This is a genomic window from Streptomyces sp. NPDC029216 (genome assembly GCF_040648015.1).
Taxonomy (GTDB): Bacteria; Actinomycetota; Actinomycetes; order Streptomycetales; family Streptomycetaceae; genus Streptomyces.
Map to the genome: position 1 here is coordinate 1 of NZ_JBEZWL010000174.1, position 14288 is coordinate 14288.

Sequence of the window (14288 nt, forward strand, 5' to 3'; positions counted from 1 at the left end):
TCCAGGGGTGGGTCCTGGTTTTCATCCCGTGTCACCCGCCCCCCCCCGGCCCCCCGCCCCCCCGGCCCGCCCCCCCGCCACGATGGGGTCGTTTTCGGCCGTCCGTCCGGCCCGGCCCGGCTCCGGACCGGGCGCCCCGGCGGCCCGATCCTTGGCTCCGCCCGGCGGCGCTCGCCTCCGGGCCTCCCCCCACGCAAGCGGAGTCCCGTGTGACGCAGATCAAGCAGACCGACCACGCCGTCCAGCACGAGTCGACCGTCCCCGCCAACTACGGCCAGCTCGTGAACCTCTTCGTCCGCGAGTACGACCCGTATCCGGAGGGCACCCCGCCCGCGGACCGCCGCGCCGTCCTGATGCTGCACGGCAGGACCGTCCCGGTCCTGGCGGTGTACGACATCGGTCTCGGCGACTACAGCTGGGCCAGGACCCTGGCCCAGGCCGGTTACGACGTGTTCATGATGGACCTCCAGGGGATGGGGCTCTCACCCCGCCCGGAGATGGACAGCGCGTACAACGGCAACCCGGCCCAGCACGACCGCGTCCTGTACCCCAACCTGCCCCTGACCTCCGACGGCCCCCCTACGTACCCCTATCAGCTGGGCAACTCGCAGAGCGACTGGGACGAGGTCCACGCGGTCGTCGAGTACATCAAGGACCTCCACGGTGTGGGGCAGGTGGACCTGATCGGCAACTCCGCCGCCGCGTTCGCGCTGGGCCCCTACACCATCCAGCACAAGGAGAACGTCCGTAGCCTGATGTTCCAGGCGCCCGCTTTCACACCCAATGGCCGCGACAGCGCCCCCGGGACGGAGTTCGGCGCTCCGGAAGCGCTGCCGCTGAGCACCCCGCCGTACCCGATGGCCCTCGGCAACAAGGCGGGGTTCGAGACGGCCTGGGACAACGAGACCAGCGCCGACTGCCCGGCCCAGCGGGCGCCGGGCATCGAGGACACGGTCTGGGAAGCGATCATGGCGAGCGACCCCGTGGGCCGCGAGTGGGGCACGCCGCTGCCGGGCGGCGGGACGGAAGGGATCAACCGCCAGCGCCAGACCTTCTGGTGGGGCTGGAACAAGAAGACCGCGCCCCTGCACGGCACGCTCGGCGGCCCGGTCCCCGTCCTCATCGTGTACGGGGATCTGGACAGGACCGTCACCACCGGGGTCGCGTCCGTCACGGAGCTCTACAAGGCCATCCCGGGTGAGAACAAGCTGATGTTCAAAGTGTCCTGCGCCAGCCACCAGATGGTGTGGGAAGGCCGACGCACGACGCTGCAGACCATGTCCAAGCAGTGGCTCAAGCACGGCCGGGTGTTCGGGAAGGACAAGGGCAGCTTCCACCTGGACGACAACGACGACGTCACGCCGCTTCCCGTGCCGTAGGTCCGTGCAGGGCAGACCGCACGGGCGTGGCCGGCCCACGCGAAAGCCCCCGGCCGGGGTGGCCGGGGGCTCTCGGCGGCGTCACGCGGTCAGGGCCGTGACCAGCACCGGCGTCACCTGCTCGACCTGCCACGGGCGGGCGCCGTAGCCCGCCAGGGCCTCCGCCACCGCGTCCGCGTCGACCTGCCGGGGCGGCTCCCAGCACAGCCGGCGCACGGTGTCCGGGGTGATCAGGTTCTCCTGGGGCAGGTTCAGCCCCTCGGCCAGCTCCGACACGGCCGCGCGGGCCGCGGACAGCCGGGCCGCGGCGGCCGGGTCCTTGTCCGCCCAGGACCGCGGGGGCGGCGGGCCCGAGGGGGCGGCGCCGGGCTGCGGCAGCTCGCTCTCGGGCAGGGCCTTCGCCCGCTCGACGGCGGCCATCCACTGGTCCAGCTGGCGCCGGCCCATCCGCTGCCCGTAGCCGGGCAGGGCCGACAGCGCGTGCACGTTCGCGGGGACGGCGAGGGCCGCCTCCACGATCGCCGCGTCGCCCAGCACCTTGCCGGGGGACACGTCACGGCGCTGCGCGATCCGGTCGCGGGCCTCCCACAGCTCCCGCACCACCGCCATCTGCCGGCGGCGGCGCACCTTGTGCATGCCGGAAGTGCGCCGCCACGGGTCCTTGCGCGGCGGGGCCGGCGGGGCGGAGGCGATGGCGTCGAACTCCTGGCGGGCCCACTCCAGCTTGCCCTGCCGGTCCAGCTCCTTCTCCAGCGCGTCCCGCAGGTCCACCAGCAGCTCCACGTCCAGCGCGGCGTAGCGCAGCCAGGGCTCGGGCAGCGGGCGGGTGGACCAGTCGACGGCGGAGTGCCCCTTCTCCAGCTGGTAGCCGAGCACGCTCTCGACCATCGCGCCGAGCCCGACCCGGGGGAAGCCGGCCAGCCGGCCCGCGAGCTCGGTGTCGAACAGGGTGGTGGGGGCCATGCCTATTTCGCGCAGGCAGGGCAGGTCCTGGGTGGCGGCGTGCAGGATCCACTCGGTGCCGGACAGGGCCTCGCCCAGGGCGGACAGGTCCGGGCAGCCGACCGGGTCGACCAGCGCGGAACCCGCGCCCTCGCGGCGCAGCTGCACCAGGTAGGCGCGCTGTCCGTAGCGGTAGCCGGAGGCGCGTTCGGCGTCGACGGCGACGGGTCCGGTGCCCGCGGCGAAGGCCGCGACCACCCGGGCGAGCGCCTCGGCGTCGGCCACGACGGGCGGGATGCCCTCGCGGGGCTCCAGCAGGGGAATCGGCAGCCCATCGGACGAAACCTCTTCGTCCGGGGGGCCGCCCCCGGTGGTGGTGCGCAGGTGTGCTGCGGTCTCTTGGGCGTCGGTCACCGGTCAAGGGTATCCGTGTATGTGACGCGCCCGTCGCCGGAACGTTCCGTCGACGGGCGCGAAGGGGAAGGTACGGGCCCTGCCGGGGGTTCCCCGGCCGCCGGCCCGGACGCCTCAGGGCGGGGTCAGTGGATGATCCCCGTCCGCAGGGCGACGGCGACCATGCCCGCCCGGTCGCCGGTACCGAGCTTCCGGGCGATCCGGGCGAGGTGGGACTTGACGGTCAGGGCGGACAGGCCCATCGAGACGCCGATGGCCTTGTTGGACTGGCCCTCCGCGACGAGGCGCAGGACCTCGACCTCGCGGCCGGACAGCTCCCGGTAGCCGCCCGGGTGGCTCGGGGCACCCGGGGGGCGGCGGTGCATACGGGCGGCGGCGGCACCGATGGGGGCGGCGCCGGGCCGGCTGGGAAGCCCGATGTTGGTCCGGGTGCCGGTGACCACGTAGCCCTTCACACCGCCCGCGAGGGCGTTGCGGACGGCACCGATGTCATCGGCGGCGGACAGGGCCAGGCCGTTCGGCCAGCCGGCGGCGCGGGTCTCGGAGAGCAGGGTGAGACCGGAGCCGTCGGGCAGGTGGACGTCGGCCACGCAGATGTCGCGCGGGCTGCCGACGCGGGGGCGGGCCTCCGCGATGGACGACGCCTCGATCACGTCACGGACTCCGAGGGCCCACAGATGGCGGGTCACGGTGGAACGGACGCGCGGGTCGGCCACGACGACCATGGCCGTCGGCTTGTTCGGGCGGTAGGCGACCAGGCTTGCGGGCTGCTCGAGAAGAACGGACACCTAGGCCTCCTGGGGGAGTGGCGGGACGGGCCGGCTCGGGGAAGGAAGCCGGTGCGCACCGTGCGGATGGTCACTGACTCCTTCGGCACGTCACCCGCCCGGCTTTAGGGAATGATCACGATTTGGTGAGTAACAATTCGGGCAATTCGGACGCACGATCGATCAAGGGATGATCAGAAGCCCACCATGACCGCACGGCTTTGACGCTCCGTCACGACCACGGACGATCGCCGCGGCGGGCCGGCGCCCCCGCCCGCGCCCCTTTTCCCGCCTCTTCCGGCCGTCCGCTACGGGTGGTGCGGGCCGCGCCGCTGTGGCAGGGACACCACGCCCGGGGCGCCCTCCGCCGGCCCCGTCGGCGGCAGCCCCGCGATCTGGCACAGCAGCTCGCACCAGGCCGCCAGGTGCGCGGAGGTGTCGGGCACCCCGCCCACCCCCTCCCGGGGGGTCCACGAGGCCCTGATCTCGATCTGGGTCGCCGGACGCCGCTCCCCGAGCCCGCCGAAGTAGTGCGAGCTCGCCATCGTCACGGTCCCGCTCGGCTCCCCGTACGCCAGCCCGCGCGCCTCCAGCGCGCCGGTCAGCCAGGACCAGCACACCTCGGGCAGCAGCGGGTCCGCCGCCATCTCCGGCTCCAGCTCCGCCCGTACCAGCGTCACCAGCCGGAAGGTTCCCTGCCAGGCCTCGTGCCCGGCCGGATCGTGGAGCAGGATCAGCCGGCCGTCGGCCAGGTCCTCCTCCTCGTCGACGACCGTCGCCTCCAGCGCGTACGCGTACGGGGCCAGCCGCTGGGGCGGTTTCGTCGGGTCGATCTCGATCCCGGGCCGCAGCCGTGCCTTCCGCAAGCCGTCGACCGCCCGTCGGAACGGGAGCGGGACCGAGCTCTCCTTCGCGCCGTCCACACCGTCAGCGCCATCTGAAAATCGTCCCTGAGCCGCAGCCATGCCGGGAAGACTAGGCGGAACGGGCGCCCGTGCGCCGCAGGGACACCCGCCCCGGGGCGGGCACTTCTTCATACGTGCGAAGATTTGCCGCGTGAGCGCCACTACCAGCCCGCAGGGCCAGCCGAGTCAGACGTACGATTCCGCCTTCCTGAAGGCCTGCCGGCGCGAGCCGGTCCCGCACACCCCGGTGTGGTTCATGAGGCAGGCCGGCCGCTCACTCCCCGAGTACCGCAAGGTCCGCGAGGGCACCGCGATGCTCGAATCCTGCATGCGCCCCGACCTGGTCACCGAGATCACCCTGCAGCCGGTGCGCCGGCACAAGGTCGACGCGGCGATCTTCTTCTCCGACATCGTCGTGCCGCTCAAGGCCATCGGCGTGGACCTGGACATCAAGCCGGGCATCGGCCCGGTCGTCGCCCAGCCCATCCGCCGCCGCGAGGACCTCGCACAGCTGCGCGACCTCACTCCCGAGGACGTCGCGTACGTCACCGAGGCGATCGGCATGCTCACGGGTGAACTCGGCGGCACGCCGTTGATCGGCTTCGCCGGCGCGCCTTTCACCCTCGCGAGCTACCTGGTCGAGGGCGGCCCGTCCAAGAACCACGAGCACACCAAGGCCCTGATGTACGGGGACCCGGAGCTGTGGGAGGCCCTCCTCGACCGCCTCGCGGAGATCACCTCCGCCTTCCTGAAGGTCCAGATCGAGGCCGGCGCCTCCGCGGTCCAGTTGTTCGACTCCTGGGTCGGCGCGCTGGCCCCGGCGGACTACCGCCGCTCGGTGATGCCGGCGTCCGCGAAGGTCCTGGAGTCCGTCGCCTCCTACGGCGTCCCGCGCATCCACTTCGGCGTGGGCACGGGCGAGCTGCTCGGCCTGATGGGCGAGGCCGGCGCGGACGTCGTGGGCGTCGACTACCGGGTGTCCCTGGAGGAGGCGGCCCGCCGGGTCGGCCCCGGCAAGGCGCTCCAGGGCAACCTGGACCCCGCCGTCCTCTTCTCCACCCCGGAGGCCGTCGAGACCAAGACGGACGAGGTCCTGGCCGCGGCGGCGGGCCTGGAGGGCCACGTCTTCAACCTCGGCCACGGCGTCCTCCCGACGACCGACCCCGACGCCCTGACCCGCCTGGTGGACTACGTCCACACGAAGACGCAGCGCTAGGCCCTGCGCCGGCCGCGCACCCGGTCACCGGGTGCGCAGCCACCACAGCGCAGCCGCCACGGCGGCACTGCCGAGCGCGGCGGAGGCTCCCCGGGCGAAGCCGAGGAGGAGGGTCCGTCGCAGGACGGCCGTCGTGCGGCGCGTCCCCTTGGTGCAGGCCTGGGGCGTGGATGTGCCGGTTCCTGTCGCCGATGTCATGGGGTTCCTTCCTGTGCTGGTCACACCAGCGTGCGGTAGGCACCCCGCCGGGTGATCACTTCTGGGCGGAAACCGACGCATCGGGCTGTCGGCGCGGCTGCTGACCTGCGACGTCGGCGTGCGCAGGCGCGACGCGGGACACTTCGCGACACTTTGGGGGGACGAATGGCGGCAGCCCGCGGGAAGCGCGGAATCCCGATGCCGGACGAGTCGGTCATACCGCCGGGGCCGCATCGCGACCTGCTCCTCGCCTTCCACGACGTGTACGCCGCCGCGGGCCGCCCCGGTTTGCGGACCATCGCCCGCGGGGTCACCGCCGACGACAAGCTCCCCAGCACGCTCACGCACCACGTGATCGGTCGGGTGCTGGGCGGTTCGTCCGTCCCCTCTCCACGCCAGGCGCATGCGCTCGCGGCGTGGCTCGCCGAGGAAGCCGCCGCAGGAGCCGCCCCTGAGGCCGAGGTCGAGCAGACGGTGCAGCGGCTGGTGGACCTGTGCCGGGCGGTGGGTCCCGCCGCACATGCCCAGGCGCCCGGCCCCGCGGCAGGAGGACAGCGGGGAGGCCGGCGTGACGGCGGCTCGTCCGCGGACGCGATCGCGGACCCCGGTGCGGTCGAGGCCGAGCGCAGGCTCCTGGGCGCCATCCTCATGTCGAGCGACGCCGTGGCGGATGTCGTGGAGATCCTTGCCGCCGACGATTTCAGCCTCCCGGTTCACCAGGCTCTCTATCTGGGCGTCCTCGGCCTGTACGGGAGTGGCGTCGAGGTCACCGTTCCCCGGGTGGCAGCAGCCGTGGCGGCCGACGTCGACGACATCGGCCTGCCGGCGGCCGAGGCCCTCGCCGCCGAGCTGCGTGCACTGGCTCCTCAGCCGGGATCGGAAGAGCTTCAGACGGCGCTGGAGGCCGTCTACCGCAGGGCCCAGCTGCGTCGGCTCGTGGCGGCGGGAAACAGGATGTCGGCCCTGGGTACGGCTGCCCTCGCAGCGGATCCCGCGGAGGCCACCGCACATCTCGACCGTGCAGAAGCCGAATTCCAGCACGTCTTCCGCGACCTGGAACGGGACGGCCTGGGCCAGTCGGTCGACGCCCTCGAGCGGGCCCTGGACAGGATCGAGAGGGTCGGCGCAGGAGCAGACGCCACTGTCCTCACCGGTTTCAAGGACCTGGACTCGCTGCTGGGAGGCTTGCGGCCCGGTCACGTCATGGTGCTCGCCGGTGATTCGGCCATCGGGAAGTCGACGTTCGCCCTCAGCCTCGTCCGCAGTGCCGCCCTGGCCCAAGGGGCCGCGACCCTCCATGTCTCCCCGGACGCGGATGAGCACGAGACGCTGCTGAGGCTGCTGTCCGCCGAGGCGCGCGTGGCCCTCGACCGCATGCGCTCGGGAGGGATGACCGACGAGGACTGGACGCGACTCGCCCGCTGCATGCCGGGATTCGCGGTGGCTCCGCTGAACTTCCACGACCGGACCGGGGTGACGGTGGCCGGGATCCGTCGGCTGTGCCGAAAGCTGCAGAGGAGCAGCGGCCTGGAGCTTCTCGTTGTGGACCCCGTGCAGTGGATCCGTCTCGATGACCGCTCCGGTCGTGACGACACGGGCGTGGTCGTGCGGGAACTGGCGGTCATGGCGAAGGAGCTGCGGGTTCCGGTGGTCCTGGTGGTACAGCTGGCGAGCAGGCCGGCCGGCCGGTCGCAGGAGCCGCCCGTGCTCGGAGAGCTGCCGCCGGGACTGGCCGAGAACGCGGACACGGTCGTGTTGCTCCACCGGGAAGACGCGTACGACAGGCTGTCGCCCCGAGCGGGGGAGGCAGATCTCGTCGTCGTGAAGAACCGCTACGGGCCGACCGCCACGATCACCCTCGCCTTCCAGGGGCACTACGGCAGGTTCGTGGACATGGTGCGACCCGAGTGAGCCGGCGGTGCCGGCCGTGCTGCCTGCCGAGGCGGTTCCGAGGGGACGGGCCCCTCGGAACCGCCGGACCTCAGACCCCCGCCGACCGCACCGCCGCGACCGCCTTGCGGGCGGCGACCAGTACCGGGTCCCACACGGGAGAGAACGGCGGGGCGTAGCCCAGGTCCAGGGCGACGACCTGTTCCACCGTCATCCCGGCCGTCAGGGCCACCGCCGCGACGTCCACCCGCTTCGCGGAACCCGCGCCGCCCACGATCTGGACCCCCAGCAGCCGCCCCGTACGCCGCTCCGCCAGCATCTTCACCGTCATCTCCGCCGCCCCCGGGTAGTACCCGGCCGTGTTCGTCGAGCGGATCACCGCCGTCACGAAGCGCAGCCCGGCCTCCAGGGCGTCCTTCTCGCGCAGCCCCGTGCGGGCGATCTCCAGGTCGCAGACCTTGCTGACCGCGGTGCCCACCACCCCCGGGAACGTCGCGTAGCCGCCGCCCACCCCCGAGCCGATGACCTGGCCGTGCTTGTTGGCGTGCGTGCCCAGCGGGATGTGCCGGGGGCGGCCCGCCACCAGGTCCAGCACCTCCACGCAGTCGCCGCCCGCCCAGATGTCCTCGTGGCCCCGCACCCGCATCGACAGGTCCGTCAGCAGGCCCCCGGACTCCCCGAGCGGCAGCCCCGCCTCGCGCGCCAGCGCCGTACGCGGCTCCACGCCGATGCCGAGCACCACCACGTCCGCCGGGTACTCCTCACCCGCCGCCGTGGCCACCGCGCGGGCCCGGCCCTCCTCGTCGGTGAGGATCTTCACCACCTCGGCGCCGGAGACCGTGACGATGCCCATGGCGTTCATGGCGCTGTGCACCAGCCCGCCCATGTCCGGGTCCAGCGTGGCCATCGGCTGCGGCCCCCGGTGCAGCACGGTGACCTCGTACCCCCGGCGCACCAGGGCCTCCGCCATCTCCACGCCGATGTAGCCCGCGCCGACCACGACCGCCCGGCGGCCCTCCGTACGTTCCAGGGTGCCCATCAGGCGCTGGCCGTCGTCCAGGGACTGGATGCCGTGCACCCCGTGCGCGCCGATCCCCGGCAGCTTCGGCCGGACCGGGCGGGCGCCGGTCGCCAGGACCAGCTTGTCCCAGCCCGTCCAGGACTCCTCGCCGCTGTCCAGGTCCCGGGCGCGCACCCGGCGCCCCGGCAGGTCCAGCTCCAGGACCTCCGTGCGCGTGCGCAGGTCGATGCCCCGGGCGCGGTGCTCCTCGGGGGTGCGGGCGATCAGGTCGTCCCGCTCGGCGACCTGCCCGCCCACCCAGTACGGGATCCCGCACGCCGAGTACGAGGTGAAGTGCCCGCGCTCGAAGGCGACGATCTCCAGCTCCTCCGGCCCCTTGAGCCGCCGGGCCTGGGACGCGGCGGACATCCCCGCCGCGTCGCCGCCGACCACCACCAGTCGTTCCACCGTCATCCCGGACCCGCCCTCCGCGCCGTGCGCCGTCGCCGCTGCTACGGGGACACGCTACGGGCGGACGGCCCGTCAGTCCTCCACATCGGCCTCCGCGGGGCTCGCGGGGACGGGGCCGGCGGGGCCGGGCCGGCGCGGTGCCGGGGTCCGGGGCAGGCCCGTCCCCGGCTTCGCGGGCCGCAGCCTGCGGTACCCCTTGAACGCCGCCACCAGCACGGCGGCCGCGCCGGCGAACGGCAGCACCGCGCCGAACGCGATCACCAGGTACCGCACGACGGTCGTGAACACCTGCCAGCCGCCGCCCAGCGCGTCCCCGAAGCCCGTCTCCTTCCGCTCCTTCTCCACCGGAGCCGGAGCGGGCTCCGAGACGGACACCGTGATCGTGCCCATCGAGGTCTGGTCCCTCAGCGCGGTCTGCTGGGCGAGCAGGGACTCCAGGTCGGACTGGCGCCGGCTCAGCTCGCTCTCCAGCATGACCACGTCACTGAGCGCGGAGGCCTTCTCCATCATCTCCCGCACCCGCACCACGCTGGCCTGCTGCGACTTCACGCGGCTGTCGACGTCGGCGACCCTCTCGGTCACGTCCTGCGCCTCCACCTTCCGGTGCAGCAGCTTCCCGCTGCCCTCCAGGGAGGCGATCACCGCGTCGAAGCGCTCCCCGGGCACCCGGAGGGTCAGCGTGGAGGTGATCCGTCCGTCGCCCCCGCGCTCGGTGGTCTCGGCGCCCACGTAGCCGCCCGCCCCCTCGGCCGCCGTACGGGCCGTGGCGAGGGCCTTCTGCGGCTCGGCCGTCTCGATGCCCAGCTTCCCCGTACGGATGACGTTCGGGCGGACGGGCGCCTGCGCCTGGCCCTTGGAGTCCGCCGCCGGGGGAGCGGCCGCCCCGGCCCCGGCCCCCGGCTTGCCCTGCGCGGCCTCCCGCGGCGCCGCCGCGGCCGCCCTGTCGCCGGAGGAAGCCGTCCCGCCGCCGGCGCTGCAGCCCGCGAGGGCGAGGCCCCCGGCCAGGGACAGTCCGGCCAGGGCCGCCGCCGCGCGGTGCTTTCTGCTGAGCGTGTGCATCGTCAAGTACCCCCGGGGGATCGGCAGATGTCCCCGCTTCGACGCACGGACCGCGCCCCGGGTTTCGCCCCCGGATCCCGAGCCGGTTCCGATGCGGTCACGTTCGGGCCACGCCGGTCGGTCTGAGACCATGTGTCCATGCACGAAGCGGACACGCGTACGAACGGGACGGGACGGCCGGGGCCGTCCCGTCATGTCGTCGTCATCGGCGGCGGCATCGCGGGCCTCGCGGCCGCCCACCGGCTGCTCGCCGACGGCGTCCGCGTCACCCTCCTGGAGGCCGGCCCGCGCCTCGGCGGCAAGCTGTACGCCGGCGAGCTCGCCGGAGCCCCCGTCGACCTCGGCGCCGAGTCCGTCCTCGCCCGCCGCCCCGAGGCACTGGAGCTCGCCCGGGCCGTCGGCCTCGGCGACGCCCTCCAGCCCCCGGCGACCGCCACCGCCCGGCTGTGGACCCGGGGCGCGCTGCGCGACATGCCCCGCGGGCACGTGATGGGCGTCCCGGGCGACCCGGCTCCGCTCGCCGCCTCCGGCGTGCTGTCCGCCGAAGGCCTCGCCCGGATCGCCCACGACACGCAGCTCCCGCCCACCGAGGTCGGCGAGGACGTCGCCGTCGGCGAGTACGTCGCCGCCCGGATGGGCCGCGAGGTCGTGGACCGGCTGGTCGAACCGCTGCTCGGCGGGGTCTACGCGGGCGACGCCTACCGCATCTCGATGCGCGCCGCCGTCCCCGCCCTCTTCAACGCCGTCCGCACCCACCCCACGCTCACCGAGAGCGTCCGCGCCCTCCAGAGCGGGGCCGCCGCCCGCGCGGCCGCCGAGCGGACCACCGTCACCGGCGCGGCCGCCACCGGCGCCTTCTTCGCCGGGATCTCCGGCGGCATCGGCCGCCTCCCGCTCGCCGTCGCCGACGCCTGCCGGGCCGCCGGCGCCCGGCTCCTGACCGGCACCCCGGCGCGCGGCATCAGCCGTACGCCCCAGGGCTGGCGGATCACCACCGACGGCGAGGCCCTCGACGCCGACGGCGTGGTCCTCGCCACCCCCGCGGCCCCCGCCGCCCGGCTGCTCGACGCCCTCGCCCCGGCGGCCGCCGCGGGCCTGCGCGAGGTCGAGTACGCCTCCATGGCCCTGGTCACCATGGCCTTCCGCCGCTCCGACCTGCCCGCCGCGATCGCCGACGGCGCCGCCAGCGGGTTCCTCGTACCGCCCGTGGACGGCCGGACGATCAAGGCGTCCACCTTCTCCAGCAACAAGTGGGCCTGGGCGGGCGCCGACCCGGAGCTCTTCCTGCTGCGCACCTCCGTCGGCCGCCACGGCGACGAGGGAGACCTCGGGCGTGAGGACTCCGAACTCGTCGGCGTCTCCCTCGCCGACCTCGGCGAGGCCGTCGGCCTGGCCGCCCGGCCGGTGGCCTCCACCGTCACCCGCTGGGACGGCGGACTGCCCCAGTACCCCGTCGGCCACCTCGCCCGCGTCGACCGGATCCGGGCCGCCGTGGCCGCCCTGCCCGGCCTCGCGGTCTGCGGAGCCCTCTACGACGGCGTCGGCATCCCGGCCTGCATCGCCGGCGCCGGGAAGGCCGCGGACGCGGTCACCGCCTCGATGGCCACCCCTGGCACCGAGCACTGATCAGCACACGGGACAATGGACACATGACTGCACCAGAGAAGATTCCCAACGCGGGGAAGAAGGCGAAGGACCTCAACGAGGTCATCCGCTACACCCTGTGGTCCGTCTTCAAGCTGAAGGACGTCCTCCCGGAGGACCGCGCCGGCTACGCCGACGAGGTCCAGGAGCTGTTCGACCAGCTCGCAGCCAAGGACATCACCGTCCGCGGCACCTATGACGTCTCCGGCCTGCGCGCCGACGCGGACATCATGATCTGGTGGCACGCCGAGACCTCGGACGAGCTGCAGACCGCCTACAACCTGTTCCGCCGCACCAAGCTGGGCCGCGCGCTGGAGCCGGTGTGGTCGAACATGGCCCTGCACCGCCCCGCCGAGTTCAACAAGTCGCACATCCCGGCCTTCCTGGCCGACGAGGTCGCCCGCGACTACGTCAGCGTCTACCCGTTCGTGCGCTCGTACGACTGGTACCTGCTGCCCGACGAGGACCGCCGCCGCATGCTCGCCGACCACGGCAAGATGGCCCGCGGCTACCCGGACGTGCGCGCCAACACCGTCGCCTCCTTCTCCCTGGGCGACTACGAGTGGCTGCTGGCCTTCGAGGCCGACGAGCTCTACCGCATCGTCGACCTCATGCGTCACCTGCGTGCCTCCGAGGCCCGGATGCACGTCCGCGAAGAGGTGCCCTTCTACACCGGGCGCCGCAAGTCCGTCGCCGATCTGGTGGCCGGGCTCGCCTGATACCTCCCCTGGGGGGAAGGACCGGAGGACGACCGCGCTCTCGCAGAGGAGCGGCCTCCGGTGGATCGGGAGGCCCTGCCCCCGAAACGACGCAGCCGGAGATCCCGCCCGGAAGTTCAGACGAGCGGCGGCAGCAGCGCCCTGGGAGCGCTCGCTGCCCCCTCGTCCAGTGTCACCGGTGCGGGCTCCGGATGCGGCGCACAGTTCACGCGCCACCCCGGGGTGGTCCCTGTCAGCAGGTACCGCTCCACATGCCGGTCCACGCACGCGTTGCGTCCGCCGGCCACCCCGTGGGTGCCCGCCGCCCGTTCCGTGACCAGCGCGGAGCCGGCGCCGAGCCGCCGTTGCAGCTCCAGCGCGCCCCGGTACGGCGTCGCGCCGTCCCGTTCCGCCGCCACGATCAGCGTCCGCGGCAGCCGCCCCCGCGGTACCCCGACCGCCACCGGCTCCTGCCGGTCGCGCACCGGCCAGTCGGCGCACGGCAGGTTCAGGAAGGCGTTGGGCCAGGTCTCGAAGGGGGCGCGGCGGGCCAGTGCGGTGTTGTCGCGGTCCCAGGTCTCCCAGTCCGCGGGCCAGGGGGCGTCGTTGCACAGCACCGCCGTGTAGACGGCCGTCGCGTTGGCCGCCTCCTCGGCCGTCTCCGGATCGCGGGCCGCCTGCCGCACCAGCGGGGCCGGGTTCCCGCGCAGGTAGGCGGCGAGGGCCGCGGCCCGCTCCGGCCAGACCTCGTCGTAGTACGCCGCCTGGAGGTACGCCGCCTGCAGCTCGCCCGTACCGACCACCCCGCCCGCCGGGGTACGGGCCACGGCCGCGCGGACCCGCTCGTAGCTCTCCTGCACCGCCCGCGCGGTGGTGCCCAGCCCGTACGCCGCGTGGTGGCGGGCCGTCCAGGCGCGGAAGTCGGCCCAGCGGCGCTCGAACCCCTCGGCCTGGGAGAGGTTGTTGCCGTACCAGACGCGGCGCGGGTCGGGGTCGACCGCCGAGTCGAAGACCATGCGGCGCACCCGGTCCGGGTGGCGGGTGGCGTACACCGCGCCGAGGTAGGTGCCGTACGAGGCCCCGACGAAGTTCAGCCGCGGCTCGCCGAGCGCGGCGCGCAGCACGTCGAGGTCGCGCGCGTTGTTCAGGGTCGTGTACTGGGCGAGGGCGGCGCCGGTGTGCCGGGCGCAGCCCTCCGCGTAGGCCCGGGCGGCCGCCAGCCGCTCCCGCTTGTACGCGGGGGAGGGATCGGCCGGCACCTGGGTGGGCCCCTGCGGCCACTCGGCGGGGTCCTGGCAGGTCAGCGGGGCCGAGCGGCCGACCCCGCGCGGGGCGTAGCCGACGAGGTCGTAGGCGGCGGCGACCCGGCTCCAGGCGGGGCGGCCGGCCAGGAGCGGGAAGTACGTCCCGGAGGCCCCGGGCCCGCCGGGGTTGAACACGAGCGCGCCCTGCCGGACGGCGCCGCCGCCGCCGGAGGCGGGCACCCGGCTGACGGTGAGGGAGATCTGCGGGCCGTCGGGGCGGGCGTAGTCGAGCGGGACCCGCAGCGTGGCGCACCGTACGGGCTCCGGCAGCCCCTCGACGGCGGGACACGGCAGGAACTCCAGCGGGCGCCCGTCCCCGGCGGCCCCGGGCCGGGGCATGGGGCGGGTCACGGGACGGGCGCCCTGCGTCGAACCGTTGCTCTGGGCCGGAGCCCCGGCGG

General features: G+C 74.2%; 12 protein-coding genes. 5 read left to right on the forward strand and 7 right to left on the reverse strand.

The features are described 5' to 3' along the window. The first annotated feature begins 209 nt into the window (after positions 1-209). On the forward strand, positions 210-1379 hold the full coding sequence (locus AB0F18_RS34785) for an alpha/beta fold hydrolase (protein ID WP_362068077.1): 1170 nt from the start codon (positions 210-212) through the stop codon (positions 1377-1379). Positions 1380-1460: 81 nt separating this feature from the next. On the opposite strand, the gene AB0F18_RS34790 is transcribed toward AB0F18_RS34785, so the two are convergent. The 3 genes from AB0F18_RS34790 to AB0F18_RS34800 form a co-directional block, all read right to left on the reverse strand. After that, entirely contained in the window at positions 1461-2735 is a 1275-nt protein-coding gene (locus AB0F18_RS34790; RefSeq protein WP_362068080.1) for a ribonuclease D, read from the reverse strand. Between the two features lie 125 nt (positions 2736-2860). Continuing rightward, positions 2861-3523 (reverse strand): response regulator transcription factor, encoded by a 663-nt coding sequence (locus tag AB0F18_RS34795; RefSeq protein ID WP_069922445.1) that lies wholly within the window; start codon positions 3521-3523, stop codon positions 2861-2863. Between the two features lie 287 nt (positions 3524-3810). Then, positions 3811-4467 carry a DUF3000 domain-containing protein gene (locus AB0F18_RS34800; protein ID WP_362068083.1) on the reverse strand — a complete coding sequence of 219 codons (657 nt, stop codon included), beginning with the start codon at positions 4465-4467 and terminating at the stop codon, positions 3811-3813. A gap of 91 nt (positions 4468-4558) precedes the next feature. Between AB0F18_RS34800 and hemE the strand changes: the two genes are divergently transcribed. Next, on the forward strand, positions 4559-5623 hold the full coding sequence (hemE, locus tag AB0F18_RS34805; RefSeq protein ID WP_362068085.1) for a uroporphyrinogen decarboxylase: 1065 nt from the start codon (positions 4559-4561) through the stop codon (positions 5621-5623). Between the two features lie 24 nt (positions 5624-5647). On the opposite strand, the gene AB0F18_RS34810 is transcribed toward hemE, so the two are convergent. Next, positions 5648-5821, reverse strand: coding sequence for a hypothetical protein (locus AB0F18_RS34810; protein WP_362068088.1), 174 nt, complete (start codon positions 5819-5821; stop codon positions 5648-5650). 198 nt (positions 5822-6019) lie between these two features. On the opposite strand from AB0F18_RS34810, the gene AB0F18_RS34815 reads away from it, so the two are divergent. Continuing rightward, entirely contained in the window at positions 6020-7732 is a 1713-nt protein-coding gene (locus tag AB0F18_RS34815; RefSeq protein ID WP_362068091.1) for a DnaB-like helicase C-terminal domain-containing protein, read from the forward strand. Positions 7733-7802: 70 nt separating this feature from the next. On the opposite strand, the gene AB0F18_RS34820 is transcribed toward AB0F18_RS34815, so the two are convergent. Together AB0F18_RS34820 and AB0F18_RS34825 are read right to left on the reverse strand one after the other, a co-directional pair. Continuing rightward, positions 7803-9185, reverse strand: coding sequence for an FAD-dependent oxidoreductase (locus AB0F18_RS34820; protein WP_362068094.1), 1383 nt, complete (start codon positions 9183-9185; stop codon positions 7803-7805). Between the two features lie 69 nt (positions 9186-9254). Beyond that, a complete protein-coding gene (locus tag AB0F18_RS34825; protein WP_362068097.1) occupies positions 9255-10241 on the reverse strand; it encodes a DUF4349 domain-containing protein in 987 nt (328 codons plus the stop codon). A 138-nt stretch (positions 10242-10379) separates the two neighbouring features. Here AB0F18_RS34825 and hemG point away from each other — a divergent pair, with 138 nt between their 5' ends. Further along, entirely contained in the window at positions 10380-11867 is a 1488-nt protein-coding gene (gene hemG, locus AB0F18_RS34830) for a protoporphyrinogen oxidase (protein WP_362068100.1), read from the forward strand. A 23-nt stretch (positions 11868-11890) separates the two neighbouring features. After that, on the forward strand, positions 11891-12604 hold the full coding sequence (hemQ, locus tag AB0F18_RS34835) for a hydrogen peroxide-dependent heme synthase (RefSeq protein WP_351889993.1): 714 nt from the start codon (positions 11891-11893) through the stop codon (positions 12602-12604). Between the two features lie 116 nt (positions 12605-12720). On the opposite strand, the gene AB0F18_RS34840 is transcribed toward hemQ, so the two are convergent. After that, a partial coding sequence (locus AB0F18_RS34840) for an alpha/beta hydrolase (RefSeq protein WP_362068103.1) occupies positions 12721-14288 on the reverse strand: 1568 nt, incomplete at its 5' end.

What these genes read in the sequence shown, in the direction of transcription:
- AB0F18_RS34800 (WP_362068083.1), bottom strand. Translation starts at nt 4,467, where the DNA reads ATGGCTGCGGCTCAGGGACGATTTTCAGATGGCGCTGACGGTGTGGAC.
- AB0F18_RS34810 (WP_362068088.1), bottom strand. Translation starts at nt 5,821, where the DNA reads ATGACATCGGCGACAGGAACCGGCACATCCACGCCCCAGGCCTGCACC.
- AB0F18_RS34815 (WP_362068091.1), top strand. Translation starts at nt 6,020, where the DNA reads ATGCCGGACGAGTCGGTCATACCGCCGGGGCCGCATCGCGACCTGCTC.
- AB0F18_RS34820 (WP_362068094.1), bottom strand. Translation starts at nt 9,185, where the DNA reads ATGACGGTGGAACGACTGGTGGTGGTCGGCGGCGACGCGGCGGGGATG.
- AB0F18_RS34825 (WP_362068097.1), bottom strand. Translation starts at nt 10,241, where the DNA reads ATGCACACGCTCAGCAGAAAGCACCGCGCGGCGGCGGCCCTGGCCGGA.
- hemG (WP_362068100.1), top strand. Translation starts at nt 10,380, where the DNA reads ATGCACGAAGCGGACACGCGTACGAACGGGACGGGACGGCCGGGGCCG.
- hemQ (WP_351889993.1), top strand. Translation starts at nt 11,891, where the DNA reads ATGACTGCACCAGAGAAGATTCCCAACGCGGGGAAGAAGGCGAAGGAC.